The sequence below is a fragment of the Mesorhizobium sp. M0145 genome, assembly GCF_040322355.1.
Lineage (GTDB): Bacteria > Pseudomonadota > Alphaproteobacteria > Rhizobiales > Rhizobiaceae > Mesorhizobium.
In genome coordinates this window covers 128,983-148,494 of the sequence record NZ_JAMYTK010000017.1, presented here as the reverse complement: position 1 = coordinate 148,494, position 19,512 = coordinate 128,983, and the positions used below count along the sequence as shown (strand labels likewise).

Annotated in this window: 17 protein-coding genes; 3 read left to right on the top strand and 14 right to left on the bottom strand. The window is 62.6% G+C overall.

The window, feature by feature from the left end:
• Positions 1 to 242: 242 nt before the first annotated feature.
• From NKJ28_RS23040 to NKJ28_RS23025, 4 genes are all read right to left on the bottom strand, one after another.
• Complete coding sequence (locus tag NKJ28_RS23040) at positions 243 to 4,007, bottom strand: vitamin B12-dependent ribonucleotide reductase (protein WP_352637027.1); 3,765 nt, start codon at positions 4,005 to 4,007, stop codon at positions 243 to 245.
• Positions 4,008 to 4,654: 647 nt separating this feature from the next.
• The gene (locus tag NKJ28_RS23035; protein ID WP_352458592.1) at positions 4,655 to 5,143 is read right to left on the bottom strand and encodes an NUDIX hydrolase; all 489 of its coding nucleotides are present in this window, start codon (positions 5,141 to 5,143) and stop codon (positions 4,655 to 4,657) included.
• A 222-nt stretch (positions 5,144 to 5,365) separates the two neighbouring features.
• Positions 5,366 to 5,866, bottom strand: coding sequence for a xanthine phosphoribosyltransferase (gene gpt, locus NKJ28_RS23030; RefSeq protein ID WP_352637026.1), 501 nt, complete (start codon positions 5,864 to 5,866; stop codon positions 5,366 to 5,368).
• A 101-nt stretch (positions 5,867 to 5,967) separates the two neighbouring features.
• Positions 5,968 to 7,371 (bottom strand): pyridoxal phosphate-dependent decarboxylase family protein, encoded by a 1,404-nt coding sequence (locus NKJ28_RS23025; RefSeq protein ID WP_352637025.1) that lies wholly within the window; start codon positions 7,369 to 7,371, stop codon positions 5,968 to 5,970.
• Between the two features lie 263 nt (positions 7,372 to 7,634).
• Between NKJ28_RS23025 and NKJ28_RS23020 the strand changes: the two genes are divergently transcribed.
• A complete protein-coding gene (locus tag NKJ28_RS23020; RefSeq protein WP_352637024.1) occupies positions 7,635 to 8,543 on the top strand; it encodes a LysR family transcriptional regulator in 909 nt (302 codons plus the stop codon).
• Positions 8,544 to 8,553: 10 nt separating this feature from the next.
• Here the strand turns inward: NKJ28_RS23020 and NKJ28_RS23015 are convergent, their stop codons facing one another.
• Entirely contained in the window at positions 8,554 to 9,387 is an 834-nt protein-coding gene (locus tag NKJ28_RS23015; RefSeq protein WP_352637023.1) for a universal stress protein, read from the bottom strand.
• 78 nt (positions 9,388 to 9,465) lie between these two features.
• The gene (locus NKJ28_RS23010; RefSeq protein ID WP_352637022.1) at positions 9,466 to 10,215 is read right to left on the bottom strand and encodes a competence/damage-inducible protein A; all 750 of its coding nucleotides are present in this window, start codon (positions 10,213 to 10,215) and stop codon (positions 9,466 to 9,468) included.
• A 149-nt stretch (positions 10,216 to 10,364) separates the two neighbouring features.
• On the opposite strand from NKJ28_RS23010, the gene NKJ28_RS23005 reads away from it, so the two are divergent.
• Positions 10,365 to 11,351, top strand: coding sequence for an alpha/beta fold hydrolase (locus NKJ28_RS23005; protein ID WP_352570875.1), 987 nt, complete (start codon positions 10,365 to 10,367; stop codon positions 11,349 to 11,351).
• A gap of 186 nt (positions 11,352 to 11,537) precedes the next feature.
• On the opposite strand, the gene NKJ28_RS23000 is transcribed toward NKJ28_RS23005, so the two are convergent.
• The 8 genes from NKJ28_RS23000 to NKJ28_RS22965 form a co-directional block, all read right to left on the bottom strand.
• Positions 11,538 to 12,431 (bottom strand): carbohydrate ABC transporter permease, encoded by an 894-nt coding sequence (locus NKJ28_RS23000; RefSeq protein WP_023674766.1) that lies wholly within the window; start codon positions 12,429 to 12,431, stop codon positions 11,538 to 11,540.
• Position 12,432: 1 nt separating this feature from the next.
• On the bottom strand, positions 12,433 to 13,284 hold the full coding sequence (locus NKJ28_RS22995) for a carbohydrate ABC transporter permease (protein ID WP_376705884.1): 852 nt from the start codon (positions 13,282 to 13,284) through the stop codon (positions 12,433 to 12,435).
• 191 nt (positions 13,285 to 13,475) lie between these two features.
• Positions 13,476 to 14,801, bottom strand: coding sequence for an ABC transporter substrate-binding protein (locus NKJ28_RS22990; RefSeq protein WP_352637021.1), 1,326 nt, complete (start codon positions 14,799 to 14,801; stop codon positions 13,476 to 13,478).
• Between the two features lie 33 nt (positions 14,802 to 14,834).
• The gene (locus NKJ28_RS22985) at positions 14,835 to 15,920 is read right to left on the bottom strand and encodes an ABC transporter ATP-binding protein (RefSeq protein ID WP_352637020.1); all 1,086 of its coding nucleotides are present in this window, start codon (positions 15,918 to 15,920) and stop codon (positions 14,835 to 14,837) included.
• Positions 15,921 to 16,084: 164 nt separating this feature from the next.
• A complete protein-coding gene (locus tag NKJ28_RS22980) occupies positions 16,085 to 16,324 on the bottom strand; it encodes a DUF2188 domain-containing protein (protein ID WP_023674770.1) in 240 nt (79 codons plus the stop codon).
• A 28-nt stretch (positions 16,325 to 16,352) separates the two neighbouring features.
• Positions 16,353 to 16,646, bottom strand: coding sequence for a DUF982 domain-containing protein (locus NKJ28_RS22975; RefSeq protein ID WP_031211240.1), 294 nt, complete (start codon positions 16,644 to 16,646; stop codon positions 16,353 to 16,355).
• A gap of 62 nt (positions 16,647 to 16,708) precedes the next feature.
• Positions 16,709 to 17,026, bottom strand: coding sequence for an SH3 domain-containing protein (locus NKJ28_RS22970; RefSeq protein WP_352570878.1), 318 nt, complete (start codon positions 17,024 to 17,026; stop codon positions 16,709 to 16,711).
• A 606-nt stretch (positions 17,027 to 17,632) separates the two neighbouring features.
• Positions 17,633 to 18,736: an NADH:flavin oxidoreductase/NADH oxidase gene (locus NKJ28_RS22965; protein WP_352637019.1), complete on the bottom strand. Its 1,104-nt coding sequence runs from the start codon at positions 18,734 to 18,736 to the stop codon at positions 17,633 to 17,635.
• Positions 18,737 to 18,889: 153 nt separating this feature from the next.
• Here NKJ28_RS22965 and NKJ28_RS22960 point away from each other — a divergent pair, with 153 nt between their 5' ends.
• Positions 18,890 to 19,468, top strand: coding sequence for an NUDIX domain-containing protein (locus tag NKJ28_RS22960; protein WP_352541399.1), 579 nt, complete (start codon positions 18,890 to 18,892; stop codon positions 19,466 to 19,468).
• Positions 19,469 to 19,512: the final 44 nt, after the last annotated feature.

Genomic DNA, 19,512 nt, shown 5'->3' with positions numbered 1-19,512 from the left:
AACGCTTCCACGCCATCGCCGAGGGCTTCGCTCTTGCAAATCCAAACTAATCCCCGCCAAATCAGATGTGTGCGCACGCTAGCCCCCTGTGGGAGAAGGTGGCTCGGCGCGGAGCGCCGAGACGGTTGAGGGGTGTTGGACGGAGCGCCGCCGGTGCCAAGCTGGAGCACCCCTCATCCGACCGAGCTTCGCTCGGCCACCTTCTCCCACAAGGGGAGAAGGGAGGGCGCGACCTCAGCTCCTCAGCTACACCCGCTCGTGGCCCCGCAAGTATCGCACTTCTCGCAAGTCCCGTTCCGCACCATCGTGAAGTTGTGGCATTCCGAGCATTCGTTGCCGGTGTAGCCTTGCATCAGCGACTGCTGGCGCCGGTTGGCGGCAAGCGCTTTTGCTTCGGCTGCTTCCTTCGCCGCCTCGTCGGTGAACAGCTCCGTCGGGTCGGACGCTTCCGCGTAGACGATGTCCTCGACCAGTTCCCTGGCGCGCTCCTCGTAGTCGCGCTTGTAGGCGACGGCTTCGTCGCTTGCCGGTTTTAGCGTCAGCACGTTGGAGCCGGAGAAAGCGGTCGGGGCGGTACGGGCTGGAGTTCCGGAACCGGAACCCGCAAAGCCTTTCGGCTCGGCGCCCATGCCCGACACCAGCTTGACCGGCGAGGCGCCGCGGGTCAGGCCCTTGGAGAAGGGCGTCGCCTTGCCTTCATTGATGCCGCGTCCGAGTGCCGTCTTGTCGAAATCCGACTGGTCGACATGGGCGAGATCGTGGCGGCCGAGATAGGAGACAGCCAGTTCGCGGAACACGTAGTCGAGGATCGACGTGGCGTTCTTGATGGCGTCGTTGCCCTGCACCATGCCGGCCGGCTCGAACTTGGTGAAGGTGAAGGCCTCGACATATTCGTCGAGCGGCACGCCATATTGCAGGCCGAGCGAGATGGCGATAGCGAAGTTGTTCATCATCGCCCGGAAGGCGGCACCTTCCTTGTGCATGTCGATGAAGATCTCGCCGATACGGCCGTCATCAAACTCGCCAGTGCGCAGATAGACCTTGTGGCCGCCGACGACCGCCTTCTGGGTATAGCCCTTGCGGCGGTTCGGCAGTTTCTCGCGGTCGCGGTAGAGACGCTCGACGACGCGCTCGACGATCTTCTCGGTCACCTGCACGGCGCGCTGTGCGGCCGGCGCCGCGATCAGCTGCTCGATGGCTTCGTCCTCGTCGTCTTCGACGTCGGCAAGCAGCGAGGCGTTGAGCGGCTGCGACAGCTTCGAGCCGTCGCGATAGAGCGCGTTGGCCTTCAGCGCCAGCTTCCACGACAGCATGTAGGCGCCCTTGGCGTCTTCCACCGTCGCGTCGTTCGGCATGTTGATGGTCTTGGAGATGGCGCCGGAGATGAAGGGCTGCGCCGCCGCCATCATCATGATGTGGCTTTTGATCGACAGCGAACGCTTGCCGATCTTGCCGCACGGGCTGGCGCAGTCGAACACCGGCAGGTGTTCGGCCTTCAGGAACGGCGCGCCTTCCAGCGTCATCGCCCCGCAGACATGGATGTTGGCGGCCTCGATGTCCTTCTTCGAAAAGCCCAGCGCCGGCAGCATCTCGAACGAGAAATCATTGAGCTGCTCGTCGGTGAAGCCGAACGTCTCCTTCACCCAGTCAGCGCCCAGCGTCCACTGGTTGAAGACGAATTTGATGTCGAAGGCCGACTTCAGCGCGGCATTGAGTGCTGCGATCTTTTCGTCGGTAAAGCCTTTTGCCTTGAGCGAGCCGGGGTTGATGCCCGGCGCCTGGTTGAGATTGCCGTGGCCGACGGCATAGGCCTCGATCTCGGCGATCTGGGCCTCGGAATAGCCGAGCGTGCGCAGCGCTTCGGGCACCGCGCGGTTGATGATCTTGAAATAGCCGCCGCCGGCGAGCTTCTTGAATTTTACCAGCGCGAAGTCGGGCTCGATGCCGGTGGTGTCGCAATCCATCACCAGGCCGATCGTGCCGGTCGGCGCGATCACCGTTGCCTGCGCGTTGCGGTAGCCATGCTCCTCGCCGAGCTCGATGGCGCGGTCCCAGGCGGCCTTGGCATGGTCGGCAAGCTCCTGCTGCCTGAGATCGGAGGCGACCAGCGGCACCGGGTTGACGGCTAGCTTCTCGTAGCCGTCCCTTTCGCCATAGGCCGCGCGGCGGTGGTTGCGCATGACGCGCAGCATGTTCTGCGCGTTGCGGTCGTAGTCGGGGAAGGCGCCGAGCTCGGCGGCCATTTCGGCCGAAGTGGCATAGGCCGTGCCGGTCATGATCGCGGTGAGGGCGGCGCAGATGGCGCGGCCCTCGTCGGAATCATAGGGAATGCCCGAGGTCATCAGCAGGCCGCCGATATTGGCATAGCCGAGGCCGAGCGTGCGGTACTCGTAGGAAAGCTTGGCGATCTCCTTCGACGGGAACTGCGCCATCATGACGGAGATTTCCAGCACCATGGTCCACAGCCGCACCGTGTGCTCGTAGGCTGATATGTCGATCGTGCCGTCGGCATTGCGGTAGGGCAGAAGGTTGATCGAGGCCAGATTGCAGGCGGTGTCGTCGAGGAACATGTATTCCGAGCACGGGTTGGACGCCCGGATCGCACCGGCCGAGGCGCAGGTGTGCCAGTCGTTCATCGTCGTGTTGAAATGCAGGCCCGGATCGGCCGATGCCCAGGCGGCATAGCCGATCTTTTCCCAGAGATCGCGCGCCTTCAGCGTCTTCAGTACCTTGCCGTCCTTGCGGGCGGTGAGATGCCAGTCGCCGTCCTGCTCGACGGCGCGCAGGAAATCGTCCTTCAGCGACACCGAATTGTTGGAATTCTGGCCGGAAACCGTGAGATAGGCGTCCGAATCCCAGTCGGTGTCGTAGGTCTTGAACGACATCGAGGTGTAGCCCTGCTTTGCAAACTGGATGACGCGGTAGATGTAGTTCTCCGGCACCGCGTCCTTCTTGGCCGCCTTGATCTCGCGCTTCAGCGCGGTGTTGACCGCCGGGTCGAAGCAGTCGTCGCCATTGCCTTCGCAGTTGATGCAGGCCTTCATGATCGCTTCGAGATGCTTCTTGACGATCTTCGAGCCGGTGACCAGCGAGGCGACCTTCTGCTCCTCATTGACCTTCCAGTCGATGAATTCCTCGATATCGGGATGATCGGCGTCGACGATGACCATTTTCGCGGCGCGACGCGTCGTGCCGCCCGACTTGATGGCGCCCGCCGCGCGGTCGCCGATCTTGAGGAAGCTCATCAGCCCCGACGAACGACCGCCGCCCGACAGCTTTTCGCCTTCGCCGCGCAGGAACGAGAAGTTGGAGCCGGTGCCGGAGCCGTATTTGAACAGGCGCGCCTCACGCACCCACAGGTCCATGATGCCACCTTCATTGACGAGGTCGTCCTGCACGCCCTGGATGAAGCAGGCATGCGGCTGCGGATGCTCGTAGGAAGACTTCGACTTGGTCAGCTTGCCGGTGAACGGGTCGACATAGAAGTGGCCCTGGCTCGGGCCGTCGATGCCATAGGCCCAGTGCAGGCCGGTGTTGAACCATTGCGGCGAGTTCGGCGCGACGCGCTGGGTGGCCAGCATATAGGCGAGCTCGTCGCGGAAGGCGCTCGCGTCTTCCTCCGACTTGAAGTAGCCGCCCTTCCAGCCCCAATAGGTCCAGGTACCGGCAAGCCGGTCGAAGACCTGGCGGGCGTCGGTCTCGGAACCGTAGCGCTCGGCTTCCGGCAGCTTGGCCAGTTCAGCCTCGTCGGCGACCGAGCGCCACAGGAAGGAGGGGACTTGCGTCTCTTCGACCTTCTTCAGCCGTGCGGGAACACCCGCCTTGCGGAAATATTTCTGCGCCAGGATATCGGCGGCAACCTGGGAGAACTGCGCCGGCACGTCGATGTTGTCCAAGCGGAACACCACCGAGCCATCCGGATTCTTGATCTCCGAAAGCGCCTTGCGGAATTCGATCTCCGAATAGGCAGATTGTCCTGGTTTGGTGAAACGACGCTCGATGCGCATTGGTCCGGTCCCTTTTGTCTACATATAGCGCTTTTCCCAGAGGATTTCTGCCCTCTTGACGAAACGCGCATGTCCGCCGCCTGCCGGCGTTCGAAAACCGCCGGCTCTCATCTTCACAGGCTCCGCCGCCCTGCCGGTCAAACCTCTCGCGAGGCCGCTGTCCAACGCGCTCACGGACCCTGTGGGTCCCTCAAAACTGAAAACTTTTTGTAACGCCCTCGATCGAGGGAAATTTACATTATCTAGCGTCGAACCTACCTGCAAACACTAAATATAGTATTAACAGACAATTTATTCAAGTCCGACAATCCTCCCCTTTCGCCACCCAAGGCTTCAAAATCCCACGCCTTCGCCGGCCTCGTAAACAGGCGGGAATGCGGCTCAAAACGCACATATTCCGGGAAAAAGACCGGCCTCGAAACTTTTCCGGTCGCACTCTCAACAGGAGCGCATGGCCTATAAAAGGCGACTCGTTTTGCGGCGTCAAGGATTCGTTTGCGTAGCTTTTATGACCCCCACATCTTGTGTGTCACACATGTGGATAACGGGGATAGAAGCGGAGCGCAAGGAAGGGTCGGCTCTGGGTGGAGGCGCTTCGGCAACGACGTTCCACAGCACCTGAGCGATAGGCTATGCGCGACTGAGACTCAGGAGAACCGATGCGGATCCGCGCAGAAATGGGCGATGATCTGGCTGAGGTCGGGTTCGTTGACCATGCGCACAGCCTCGGCGGCGCTGACCCACTTGCGGGTGCGTGCCCGCTTTTCCTTCCACCGGTCGGCGACCTTGTCGACCTGCAGCGGGAAGACCAGCACCTCGCACGGCACTTCCTCGCCGGAATCCAGCAGCTTGGCATAGAAATAGCGGCCGGCCTCGTGATGCGAGATCGTGCCGCGCAGCCCGGCCTCCTCGCCGGCTTCGCGCGCCGCCGCCTCGCAAAGCGGCTCCTTTGCTTCCGGCCAGCCCTTGGGAAGCACCCAGCGGCCGGTATCGCGGCTGGTGATCAGCATGATTTCGACGCCGTCGCCGCCATCGCGCCAGGGCAGGGCTGCAACCTGAAGGCGGGACGGCACCGCGCCGAAGAGTCGCCGGACCCTTTCGGCCTTATGGTTGTGCGTCGTTGGCCTCGTCAACATCGGAGAAGCTTGCCCCAGCTTCCAGAATCATTTGCCGTCTCACGAATCTTACGGCTAATTATAAGCAATGAAAGTAAAAAATGTTTCACGGATCGGCCAGATTCCGTCAATCTGCGCCGATCTCAGCCTAATGGCGCGACTGCAGCAGCGTCGCGCCACGCCTTTATCGGTGTGCGGAGGTCCCCTGGGCGGACTCGGTGCATCAAGCGGCGTTGCCGCGAATCAGCCGGCGTGGTCGTCGGCGATCGGCTTCTGGTAGGTGAAGCCCATGTCCCAGGGAAAATAGATCCAGGTGTCCTGACTGACCTCGGTAACAAAAGTGTCGACCATCGGCCTGCCTTTCGGCTTGGCATAGACGGTGGCGAAATGCGCCCTGGGCATCATCGCGCGCACGATGCCTGCCGTCTTGCCGGTGTCGGTGAGGTCGTCGATGATCAGCACGCCGGCCCCGTCATCGACGAGCAGCGCCGGCGTGACCTCCTTCAGCACCTGCAATTGCCCCTGGCTGGTATAATCGTGGTAGGAGGCGACGCAGACCGTCTCGATGATGCGGATGCCAAGTTCGCGCGAAATGATAGCCGCCGGAACCAGGCCGCCGCGCGTGATGCAGACGATCGCCTTCCACTGTCCCTTGTTGGCGCCGGCAAGCCGCCAGGCGAGCGCGCGCGCATCGCGGTGGAACTGGTCCCAGGAGACCGGGAAGGCTTTTTCGGGCAGGGACATCTTTCGCGCACTCCGCAAAGCGCGCATCGCGCGCAGACACTATGGAATGCGCGCGGAATTAACTGGAAAGCCTGTGCGTTGGCAAGTGGCGGAACCTCCAGTCAGATCGCTGTAGCCGATTCCGGCGTAAGCACAGAAGTCGCGGCTGCGATCGCCCGCTTCACATCCTGCTCGTTGGTGCGCCAGTTGACCACGCTGACGCGCATGGCGCGGCGGTTGTGCCATGTCGTGCCGGAGAAGAAGGCTTCGCCCGTCGCGTTTATTTTTTGAATCGTTTCGTCGGTAAAAGCATCGTTTTCCGCGGGAGACGCGCCCGGCCGAACGAATCTGAGCAGGCCTTGATTGAGCGTTGGCCTTGCAAGGATCTCGGCGCCTGGCAGTTCGCCAATCCCCTCGACGATGCTGGCGCAATGCACGCAACAGCGATCCACCAAAGCCTCCACGCCGCTGCGGCCGAGTTGCTTGAGCGCGGCATAGACGGGAACGCCGCGCGCGCGGCGAGAGTATTCAGGGTTCCAGTCCAACTGATCCCGCGCGATTGTCGTGGGCGCGACATAGGATGCGCTCGATGTCATGGCGGCGCGGTGCGCCTCCCGGTCCGCGACGATGGCGATGCCGCAATCGAAGGGGACGTTCAGCCATTTGTGGCCGTCGGTCGCCCAGCTATCCGCCAGTTCCACGCCGTCCAGCAGGTGGCGGTAGGTTCGGCTGGCGCGTGCGAACAGGCCGAAAGCGCCGTCGATGTGAACCCAGGCGCCGGCTGAATGCGCCATCGGAATCAACTCCCCGAACGCGTCACAGGCGCCGATGTTCAGGCCGGCGGCATTCAGCACCAGCATGGTCGGCTTGGAACTGGCGGAAAGCGCGCCCTCGAGAACCGCGGGAGAAACGCGTCCATCCCCGTCGGTTTCCAATTGTTCGACGGCATTGCGGCCGATCCCCAGGAAGCGCACCGCGCGGTCTATGGTGACGTGTCGCTGGTCGCTCGTCAGCACCCTGATCCCGGGCGCGCCAACGAGCCCGTCCTCTTCCACATTCCAGCCGGCGCGCTTGAGCAGGGCCCCCCGCGCAGCCGCAAGGCTGGTCATGTGCGCCATCTGGCAACCGCTGGTGAAGGCGAAAGAGACGTGACGCGGCAGGTCGAGCAACTCCTTGATCCATTCGCCCGCCGTCTCTTCGATTATTGCGGACGCAGGACTGGAGGCATAGACCGTCGCGTTCTGATCCCAGGTGGCGACGAGCCAGTCGGCCGCGAGCGCGGATTCCAGCCCGCCGCCAATCACCCAGGCAAAGAAGCGTCCGCCTGCGCTGCCATGCATCCCAGAGCCGGCATCCCTGGCGAGTGTCTGAACCACGTCCTCTGCGCTGCTGCCATCCTGCGGCAATGGGCTCGAGAAAGATCGCCTGAGATCCGACAAAGTGGCCGTGGCCGCCACCGAACGATCATCCAGTCCGTCGATCCATGCTCGTGCTGCACGATACGCCAGATCGAGCGCGGTGTTCATCGTATAGGCCCCTTCTTCCTTCGTCGTGGACGTCTCTCCAGGAGGCCCCACCCGGTGTGTGATGCGTCTGGTACGATACTGGAAGAGCCCATTCACCAAAGTTGCCGAAGGGTTTCTCAGTCAGCCACCCGAAACCTGCCAATGTGCGCAAACCCTGTCGGTTCGCCTGGATTTACTCAGCTTGGCTGATGTCGATTGCTCCGAGAAACGAAAAAGACTTACACTGAACATCAGCGAAATTGGCGAATTGGGGTTTGCCACTCATGTCGAACCATCGCTTGCGGCCGGATTCGGACGTTCTGTTGGGGTTGGACAATTCGCTTCTGCGTACTCTGATGGCGGTTGTCGACACAGGCAGCTTTGTTGGCGCTGCCCGAACAGTGCACCGGACGCCGTCTGCCATCAGCATGCAAATGAAGCGGCTGGAAACGCAGATCGGACAGCCGATCTTTGTGCATCAACGGCGCTCCGTAATGTTGACGCCGGCAGGTGAAACGCTTCTGACCTATGCGCGGCGCGCCCTTGGAATAGCCGAGGAGGCGATAATGCGGTTCAATCGCCTGTCGCCTGGAAGCGCCGTGCGGCTGGGAATGACCGACGAATATGCAGTTGCGTTCCTTCCCTCGGTTCTCGCCAGCTATACAGCGGCCCATCCGTTGGTGGAGATAAGCGTGACGTGCCGCACGAGCAGCACGATGTCGCGGATGCTGGATGAGGGCGAACTGGATGTGGCGCTGGTGACGGCGGGCGTGACTAATCGATCTGGATCGCCCGATACGGTCATTCATAGAGATCGGCTTGTGTGGGCTGGCCTCGCGCATGGAACTGCCCATCTTAGTCGTCCGCTGGCGATCGCCGCAGGTCCGACGACTTGCATTTGGCGGAAGTCGGCCATCGATGCGCTCGATGCGGCCGGCATCTCTTATCACATCGTTTGCACAAGCGAGAATCTTGCAGGCCAGCTCGCGCTGGTGGTGGCGGGGCTGGCAGTTGCGCCCTTGCCGATTGCGGCCTTGTCGGGCGAACTGACGCCATTCGGGCCCGAGCAAGGCCTTCCGTCAATTGGCTACTATGACGTCGCTTTGCGGCGCAGCCCTCACGCGCCCCATGACCCGACTTCCACTGTCGTCGACCATGTCGGGGCGTATTTTGCCGCGCGCCAGAGTTTTTGATCTACACGTCCTACCGTGACAGGAAAGCCGCCACCGGGGCGGTGCGCAGCACCGTTCGGGTCACGCCGCCGAACAGCAGCTGGCGCAGCCAGGAATGGCTGTAGGCGCCGAGCACGAGCAGGTCCGCACCCGACTCGGCGACCCTGGTCTGGATGATGTCGTCGACCGAGGCGCCGCCGGACCTCAGCACCGAGACACTGACGGTCGCGCCATGCCTGGACAGCGAGGCGGCGATCTCGGCGCCGGCTGTTTCCGGCGCCTCGTCGAGCGTATCGGGCGGGTCGATGACGACGATGTCCGTCTTTTCGGCCTCGATAATGAAGGGCAGGGCATCGAAGGCCGCGCGCGCGGCTTCCTTGCTGCCGTTCCAGGCGAGCAGCACGTGCTTGAAGCTGGTCACCAGCGGACCCGAATGCGGCACCACCAGCACCGGCCGGCCGGCATCGTAGACCAGCGTGTCGACGTCGGCGCTCGGGTCGCTGCCCGATTCGCGCTGCGCGGCGATGATCAGGTCCGCGGTGCGAACGGTCGAGATGCCGGTCAGCGCACTGTCGCCGGAAAAACTCTCGAGGCTGCGCCACTCGAACGACAGGCCGGAATTCTCGATGCGCTTGTGAAAGGCGGCCTGCAACTTCTCGGCGCGCTCCCGGTTCATATCGGCGGAAACCTGCAGGAACTCGGTGTCCGGAAAGCCGGTGGCAGAGGTGTAGGGCACGGGCAGCGCCTCGGCATGGATGCCGATCAGATGGCTCTCGAACCGGCTGGCCAGCGGGATCGCGCAGTCGAGGACGCGCTCGGCATCCTGTTCGTTCTGTAGTATGGCGACGATGGTCTTGAAGCGCATGGCAGTCCCTCACTTCTTACGGCGATCCCATCCATGACAAACGTCACTGCGCGATGCTGGTTCCGTCAGGCCGGCCGATCAGCCCACTCGGCTTGCCTTGATCAAGCCCGCCACCATAGCCTCTACGTCGGCGCGTGCGGAGTCCAGCGCCTGCTGGCTGCGGGCGCGCACCACCAGTTCCGTCCAGAACTTGCCGTCGCCATATTTCGGGTAGGAGCCGATGATCGTGTCCGGATGCGCCTTCTGGATGTCGCCCAGCGGCCCGCCGATCAGGCCTTCGCCGAACGGGCATTCCACGGTTGCTGACAGCATTTTGGTGCCAGCCCGCAATGTCGGCACGACATTGTCGAGCATCGCCTGGAAAATCGCCGGCACGCCGGCCATGACATGGACGTTGCCGATGCGAAAGCCCGGCGCAACCGACACTGGGTTGTCGATATGGTCTGCCCCGTGCGGCATCCGCGCCATGCGCTTGCGCGCTTCGGTGTATTCGATGCCGCGGGCGGCGTAGCTTGCTTCCAGCAGGGCGTAGGCTCTGGCGTCGTATTCGCATGGGACGCCAAAGGCCTTGGCAACCGAATCGGCGGTGATGTCGTCATGCGTCGGGCCGATGCCGCCGGTGGTGAAGACATAAGTATAGCGGGTGCGCAGCGCATTCACCGCAGCGACGATCTCGTCTTCCTCGTCCGCAACGATGCGCACTTCCTTCAGGTCGATGCCGATCGCCGTCATGATGTCGGCGAGGTGGCCGATATTCTTGTCCTTGGTGCGGCCGGACAGAATCTCGTCGCCGATGACGAGCATGGCGGCGGTGACGATTTCGGTCATGACTGGCTCCGGCAAACGGGTCGCCTGAGATAGCGCGGCAAACGGCCGGCGGCAATGCCGCCAAACGACGGATCTACCTGTGCCACCTCCCTTGCGGTGCACCCGTCGGCGGGTGATGCTGCGTGCCGGTTTGGAGCCCTGAGCAAGACATGCCGGCATCGATTCTGCTATGGCTACCCGGCGCGCTGTTTCTGCTGGCGCTCGTCATGGCAGCCTATCCGATGCTGGCGACGCTGCGGATCGCGGCGAAGGCCGAAAGGCTGGTGCCGGCCAGTGGCAAATTCATCGAGATCGACGGCAACCGCATCCATTATGTCGAGACGGGCGAGGGGCGGCCGATCGTCTTCCTGCACGGCCTCGGCGCGCAGCTTCATCAATTCGGCCACACGCTGTTCGGACGGTTCGGCCCGAACTATCGGCTGATCGCGCTCGACCGTCCGGGCTCCGGCTATTCGGTGCGGGCCAGGGGCGCCAGCGGACGGCTGCCCGAGCAGGCCGAGATCGTGCGGCATTTTATCGACGCGCTTGGGCTGGAAAAGCCTCTGGTCGTCGGTCATTCGCTGGGTGGCGCCATCGCGCTGACGCTGGCTATCGAGCATCCCACGGCGATTTCCGGCATCGCCTTGCTGGCACCGCTGACCCATCTGGAGCCGGACGCGCGCGAGAAGTTCGGCCCGCTGTACATCAAGTCGCCGCTGCGGCGCCGGATCATGGCTCATACGGTGGCGATCCCGGCGGCTCTCAAATATGCCGAAGCGACGCTTGCCTTCATTTTCGCGCCGCAGACGGCGCCGACCGACTATATGGTCGAGGGCGGCGGCTGGTGCGGGCTGAGGCCAAGCCATTTCTATGCAACGTCGACCGATGTCGTGGCCATCGAGCACGACCTTGGCCGCATCGAGCAACGCTATCGCGAGATCACCATGCCGGCCGGCATTCTGTTTGGTGCTTCCGATCTCGTGCTGGGCATCGATATCCATGCCTGGCCGGTGATGGATAAGATCAGGGGGCTGCATTTCGAGCCGGTCGAGGGGCTTGGTCACATGCCGCAATTCATCGACCCGGAACGGGTCGTCGCTTTCATAGAACGCATTGCCGACCGCGCATTTGCGCCGAAGTCCGACACCGGCTGCTGACACCCTTCCGTAACCTCGCGCATTCCTCACGCAAAGGTGTGCAAGCCTGTCTCCGACGCCAACGCCAACACGAATGTCAACGATCAATACTGCGGCAAGTAACCGGCCGTAGCCTCGGCCGGCAGGGTGCCTACCCCAGGTATTCCCGGCCGCCGGGAATACCTCCGAACCCAATCACGATGCTGGCTATTCCTTCACGGCTCCGGTCATCGAGGAAACATAGTGCTCGACAAAGAACGAATAGAGCACCACGACCGGCAGCGAGCCGATCAGCGCTCCCGCCATCAGCGCCCCCCATTCATAGACGTCCGAGCGCACCAGCTCGGTGAGCACGCCGACCGGCACAGTCTTGTTTTCGGACGACTGGATGAAGGTCAAGGCGTAGATGAACTCGTTCCATGACAGCGTGAATGCGAAGATGCCGGCGGAAATCAGGCCCGGCACCGACAGCGGCAGCACGATCTTGGTGAGGATCTGCCAACGGCTCGCCCCGTCGATCAGCGCGCATTCTTCCAGCTCGAACGGGATCGAGCGGAAATAACCCATCAGCAGCCATGTGCAGAACGGGATCAGGAAGGTCGGATAGGTGAGGATGAGCGCGAACGGCGTGTCGTAAAGTCCAAGGTTGAACACCATCACAGACAGCGGAATGAACAGGATCGAGGGCGGCACGAGATAGGCGAGGAACACCGCGAGGCCGACCTGCCGCGCCCCGGAGAACCTCAAGCGTTCGATCGCATAGGCAGCGAACACCGCAGCCAGCAGCGACAGGAACGTGGCGGCGGTCGAGATGATGATCGTGTTGAGCAGCCAGCCCGGATAAGACGTCTCGAAGAGCAGGTAGCGGATATGCTCGAGCGTCGGATGCACCACCCAGAACGGATTGAAATTGGCGTAGTCGGTCATCTCGAGGTTGGGCTTAACCGCCGTGATCGTCATCCAGTAGAACGGAAACAACAGCACGATGACGAAGATCAGCAACGGCAGGTAGACCGTCACCACGCGGCGCGGCAAACTCTGCAGGTAGCCCATGCCGCCTTCGTCGAGTTCCGGGCGTTTGCTCGTTTCGATCGCGGTCATGTCAATCTCCGCCGCCCTGCTGCCATTTGCGACGCTGCAGGCCAAAATAGCTGAACAGGATCGCCGCCAGCAGGAACGGGATCATGGCAACTGCGATCGCGGCGCCTTCGCCAAGCTGGCCTCCGGAAATGCCGCGCTGGAACGACAGCGTCGCCATCAGATGCGTGGCGTTCACGGGCCCGCCGCGCGTCAGCACATAGATCAGCTGGAAATCGGTGAAGGTGAACAGCACCGAAAACGTCATGGTGATGGCGATGATCGGCGTCAGCAGCGGCAGCGTCACATAGCGGAACAATTGCCAGCGGCTGGCGCCGTCGAGCGTGGCGGCCTCGTAGAGCGACTGCGGAATCGTCTGCAGGCCGGCAAGCAGCGTGATCGCCACAAAAGGAATGCCGCGCCAGACATTGGCGGCGATGACCGAAGCCCGCGCATTCTCGGGATCGCCGAGGAAGTTGATGCGATGGTCGATCAGGCCCATTTCCATAAGCGCCCAGGACAGGATCGAGAATTGCGAATCGTAGATCCACCAGAAGGCGATCGCCGACAGCACCGTCGGCACCACCCAGGGCAGCAGGACGATCGCGCGGAAGAACGACTTGAACGGCAGGTTCTGGTTGAGGATAAGCGCCAGCCACAGGCCGAGCGCAAACTTCAGGATCGAGGCGCTGATCGTGTAGAGCAAGGTGTTGAAGACGGAGAGCCAGAAGACGGCGTCATCCCACAGATATTCGTAGTTCTCGATACCGATGAAGATGCCGGGGCGGCCGATGCGGGCATCGGTGAAGCCGAGCCAGACGCCGAGCCCGAGCGGATAGGTCAGGAAGACCAGTAGCAGCGCCGCCGCCGGCAGCATGAAGCCGAAGCCAAGCGCGTTATGACTTTCAGACACGAACGCTAGAATGCGCGACAGCGTCGACCGGCGTGGCTGAACGGCAGCGGAGGTCACGGCCATGGGTCGGCTCCTCTAAGGTCTCATTGATCGGCGGGCGGCCGCGACGCAGTCCAAAGCCAGCCGGGCAGCATGGCTGCCCGGCTGAACCCGGCTCAAACGCGATAGTAGCGGTTTGCGCGCTTCTCGGCTTCTTCCATCGCTTCTTGCGGCGTCGCCTGGCCGGTCACCGCCTTGGCGAACATGTCGACCAGCACATAGTCGGCCATGGTCGCTGCCGAGGCATAGCCAAGCGGGCCGGCATAGCCGTTGGGCCGCAGCGTCGCCGAGGCCTTGGCGTAGGCGGCATTGTTCGGATCGGCCGTCCACACCGGGTTGTTGTCGAAGGCTTTGAGCGTCTGGCAGCAATAGCCTGCCGACGACGTGATCCACTGCGACATTTGCGGATCCTCGAACATGAACTGCAGGTAGGCCTTGGCGGCGTTGGGGTAGGGCGTGTAGTCGAAGATCACGGCCGTGGTCACCTGGAACAGCTCGACGGATTTCCCGACCGGGCCGATCGGCAGGTTGGTGGTGCGAATGTCCTTGGCTATTTCAGCCAGCTTCGGATCATTGTCCTTGTTGATCTTGGCCGTGTTGTACGCGGAAATCCCATTGGCGATGACACTGACTTCGCCGGCCAGGAAGGCGCGGTTGTTATTGACGTCGAGCCAGCTTTCGGTGCCGGGAATGAAGGTCTTGTAGAGCTCCTGCGCGTATTCGATCGCCTTGAGGGTCTCCGGGCTGTTGATCGTTACCTTTCCGCTCTCGTCGACCATCTGGCCGCCATGGCTCCACAGCAGCCAGTGAGCGTAGTTGTTGCCGTCGCCGACGCCGTGGCCGTGCGTGAAGCCGGCCGGATGTCCCTTCGCCTGCAGCGCCTTGCAAAGTTCGAGCAAGCCTTGAGTGTCCTTGGGAAACTCCGAAAAACCCGCTTCTTTCACCCAGCTCTCGCGGTAGACGATGGCATTGCCGATGGTGGCGAGAGGCAGGCCGAGGAATTTGCCCTCCCGCGTCGCATACTGGTGCGGTCCGTCGTACCAGCCGCCATATTTCGAGCCCAGATATTCACCCAATTCCGTCACGTCGTGCAGCTTGTCGGGATATTGATGCGGGTCGTCGAACCAGACCAACATGAGATCCGGGCCGGAGCCGACATTGGCGGCGACCGCCGCCTTGGGGCGGATGTCCTCCCAGCTTTCCTTGTCGACGCGAACCTCGACACCGGTCGCTTCGGTGAAGCGCTTGGTGTTGGCCAGCCATTGGTCCTCGTCGCCCTTCACGAAAGGCGACCAGCGCAGCAGCCTGAGCTTGGCGCCGTCCTCGGGCTTGTATTTCAACCCCTCCTGGGCAAAGGCGGGAGAGCCGATGAGCCGGCTTCCCAAGGCTCCCGCCGCCGCACCGGCGGTGGTGCGGATCACGTCGCGTCTGGTGAATTTCATGCTCGCTTCCTCCTGCTTATTGTCATTGCCGTCCTACTGCTCGATGGGTGTTTCGAACCGCTGTCCGGTTTTGCCGTGAAAGAGATGGATGAGGCCAGGCTCGGCCGTAAGCCGGATGGTTTCGCCCGGCGTGAAGGAATGGCGTTCGCGAAAATTGGCGACGATCTCCTCGCCGCCGGCGGTGCGGCCGATGAGCTGCACTTCGGATCCTGTCGGCTCGACCACCACGACGGTGACCGGGATACCCTGATGGTCGGACAGCCGTAAATGCTCGGGCCGTATCCCCAGCACGACCGGCTCACCATTGCCGATGGAAAGTGCAGACGCCAACGGGACCGAAATCCCTCCGGCGCCGCGAAATGAGGGCGAGCCGTCGCTTACGATCTCGCCCCTGAGCATGTTCATGGCGGGCGAGCCGATGAAGCTAGCGACAAAAATATTGTTCGGCCGGTCGTACAGCTCGAGCGGCGGCCCGATCTGCTCGACGATGCCGTCATGCATGACGACGATCTTGTCGGCCATGGTCATCGCCTCGATCTGGTCGTGGGTGACGTAGACCGTCGTCGTCTTCAGGCGCTGGTGCAGTTCCTTGATCTCGGCGCGCATCTGCACCCGGAGCTTGGCATCGAGATTGGATAGCGGCTCGTCGAACAGGAAAACCTGCGGATCGCGCACGATCGCCCGGCCCATGGCAACGCGCTGGCGCTGCCCGCCGGAAAGCTGGCGCGGATAGCGGTCGAGCAGCGGCACCAGTCCCAGGATTTCGGCCGCGCGCCGCACGCCGGCATCGCTCTCCGTCTTGGGAACGCCCTTGAGCATCAGCGAGAACGCCATGTTCTCGGCGACCGTCATATGCGGGTAGAGCGCATAGTTCTGGAAGACCATGGCGACGTCGCGCTCCTTTGGCGCAACGTTGTTGACGACACGTTTGCCGATCGCGATCTGGCCGCGCGAGATCTTTTCCAGGCCGGCGATCATCCTGAGAAGGGTCGACTTTCCGCAACCCGAAGGCCCGACCAGCGTGACGAACTCGCCGTCGTCTATATCGACGCTGACCCCGTGCAGGACCTCGACGGTCCCAAATGATTTGTAGACATCGCCGATCGCGACAGACGCCATCGATCTCCTCCCGATTGATTCCCGCAACGACTTCGAAGGAAACCGCTTTCTTGCCTGGACCGCGACAGCGCCCAGGCTCCTCCCCGGTCACGCGCGATGTGAGACGGTAGCGCTACCAAACCGACCTGTAAAGCAGCCCGGCATCACCTGGATATCGACACACCCTAATCCGAAACCTCCGTCTGCGGCCGGTCGCGGCCATCTGCGAGCTCGTCGTGCCATTTGCCGTCGGCGTCCTCGTACTGGATGCCGTCGGTATTGCCGGCGACCTGCTGTTCGGCCGAAGCGATCTCGGCGGCGCGCAACGCGTCCTGATGGGTTGGGAACGTTTCGGAGAATGTCGAGCCGACCTTGTAGGCCCAGCCTCCGTCATGCTCGACGATCTTGTAGGTCAGTTTCGCCATGAAACCCTCCGGTTGAAAGCCCGTTGCCTCAATGCAGCCTATCGTCGGCCAGTCTGTCGTCTGGCAGCCTGTCGTCTGTGACCAGCACGTCCGATTCCCTGGCGGCTTCGATTAGTGCCCGGCGCGCATCCGCCGTCGAACGATAACCTTCCAGCACTTTTAGGCAAGTGTCGAGGGCATCACGATGACGCGGCCCGCGATTGAGTGGCCAGACCGTCATCAGGCACTCCGCCGCCTCCTGGGCGCTGCGGATCTGCCGATATTTGCCGACATGGCCGAGTTCGACCACGACCGGCTTTTCAAATGGCTTGCTGTCCATCATCGCCGCCAACGCGGAGCGGCCGATTTGGTTGCAACTGCTATTTTAGCTCAGGCGAAAATAGCTCAATAGCCGCAGTCGTTGCGCAGCCAGCGTGCATTCGCCCAGCCGGTGCGGCCGCCGAAATCGACCTTGTACCAGCTTCCGCGGCGGTCGAAGATCTCGGTTTGGTCGCCGTTGAATAATTGCCCGATCATGCGCGACGACGAGTTCGGTCGGGCTCGAACGGCGAGAAAGCCGCTTCCCGTTGCCAGATTGTAGTGCCTGGAAAGTCCGTGCACCGTACCTTCGCAATATTGCGCCTCGGCCGGCGTCGGTGCGGCGAACGACAGCCCGGCCAACACCGCGGCGGCAGCCGCAGCATAAATCCCTCTGAAAGACATGGTTTCGCTCCCCCAGCTCAGCCGCGCCACCCGCAGCCTTTGCGCATCATACAACGGCAGAGGATCAAAGCGAAGCTGTGGCGCGCCTTGGTAGTGTCTCAGTTTGAAAATTCTCACATGAAAAAGGCCGCTTCTGGAAGGCGGCCTACCGGCGACGGGAGTCGAACCGCAGTCTCTCTAAAGACATGGTTTGCCATGGCCTTACCATTCGGGCGAACGCCGGCTTGCTCTATCTATCAGGCCGCACTCTTGTTGTTACTCCCCTGCACCTTCCAGAGTGACAAACACTAGCGGCACTTTCTCCGCGCTTGCTGTGGCCGGCTGCGGGACATGCGTTATCTCGGTCACCGCATACATGGCCAGACTATCGCCTGATGGCATGTGTACCCGGTCACCTACTACAGGCATTGATGCGAACGTCCACATCGTTGCTTCGTTTTCAATTCTGACAAGGCATCGGACCACCGCTCAATCACTCCATGCTTTCCGGTAAGCATATAGGAGTTCGGCGCGTGGCGCGACAATCGGCCGATGCCTAATAGCAGCCCGTCAAATTTCCAACTGAGACACTATCCGCGCCTTCCGGTGAGACGAGAACCCGCCCCTTCAGCTCGCCGCTTTCATCCAATGCTGCATCGTCGTCACCGAGCGGGCAAGCTGCGGCGCCGGGTGGATTTTTTCGCCGAAGGTGGCCGCGGCGCGCCAGCCCCAGCGCGGATCGGCGAGGAAGGCGCGCGCCAGCGCCACCATGTCGGCGCGCCCGTCGGCGACGATCGCCTCGGCCTGTTTCGGATCGTCGATCAGGCCGACGGCCCGCGTCGGGATGCCGACGGCCTTGCGCACCGCTTCGGCCAGATGAACCTGGTAGCCGGGCCCGGAGGGCAGCTTCTGCAACGGTGAATTGCCGCCGCTCGAGCAGCAGAGATAGGCGACGCCGGCTTCCTTCAGCGCTTTTGCCACTTCGATCGCATCCTCGACCTCGAAGCCGCCATCGACCCATTCCTTGATCGACAGACGCGCGCCCAGCATCAGCCTGGGCACCGCCTTCTTCACCGCCTTGGCGATCTCGACGGCGAAACGCATGCGGTTTTCCAGCGAGCCGCCCCACCGGTCGGTGCGCCGGTTGGAGAGCGGCGACAGGAACTGGAAGATCAGATAGCCATGCGCGGCATGCAGCTCGATGAAGTCGAAGCCGGCGCGCTCGGCCCGCCGTGCCGCTTCTGCGAAGCGTTCGATGATTTGCAGGATCTCGTCGTCCTCCAGCGCCCGCGGCACCTGCCAGCCGGTGTCGTAGGCGATGGCCGACGCCGACACGATCGGCCACGGATCTTGATCGGCATGCAGCGGGCCGCCGCCCTCCCAAGGTTTGCGGTTCGAGGCCTTGCGGCCGGCATGGGCAAGCTGCGTGCCGAATTTCGTGCCCGGTGCGGCGACACGCTTGGCTGCATCCAGCGTGCGTCGCGCGGCCGCCTCGTTGTCCTCGGAATAGAGGCCGAGACAGCCATGCGAGATGCGGCCGCGCCGTTCGACATCGGTCATCTCGACGGTGACCATGCCGGCGCCGGACATCGCCAGGTTCATCCAGTGATAGAGGTGCCAATCGCTGGCCGAGCCGTCCTCGGCCGAATACTGGCACATCGGCGCGACCGCGATGCGGTTGGGGAAGGTGAGGCCTTCGAGGGTGATCGGTTGGAAAAGAGATGAGGTCATAAAAAACTCCGGAAAGGGTTGCCGCTATTTATGCAGCCGATTGTGCCAGCGCCAGACACGAGACGGTGAACCGGCGCTCTGGACCAATTGGTGACCCGATTGCGCGAACCGCCGTTCGCGGCTACGCCTTGCCGCGGCAGCAGGGAGTCCACCATGGAAGATCGCATTCGCATCCGCTCTGAGGAAGTCCTTTCCGACGAGTGGGCGGTTTTGAAAAAGACCGTCTTCGACTACCGCCGGCGCGACGGCAAATGGGAAACGCACACCCGCCAGACCTACGATCGCGGCGACGGCGCGGTGATCCTGCCTTTCGATCCGGAGCGTTCGACGGTGCTTCTGGTGCGGCAGTTCCGCTACCCGGCCTACGTCACCGGCCACAAGGAGCCGCTGATCGAGGCCTGCGCCGGCCTGCTCGACGAAGACGATCCCGAAACCTGCATCCGCAAGGAGGCCGAGGAGGAACTCGGCTACCGTCTGAAGGACGTGCAGCGGCTGTTTTCGCCCTATATGAGCCCCGGCAGCGTGACTGAGCGGCTCTGGTTCTTCGTCGCCCGCTACTCGCCCGCCGACCGCATTTCCGACGGCGGCGGCGCTCATGACGAAGGCGAAGACATCGAAGTTTTGGAAATGCCGCTCGACGAGGCACTGGCCGGCATCCACGACGGTCGGATTATCGACGCCAAGACCATCATTTTGATCCAGCATTTGAAGCTGAACCCGATCGGGGGGTGAGAGTGGTGGACTGGGGCTGCGTCGCGTTGATGATCGTACGCTGA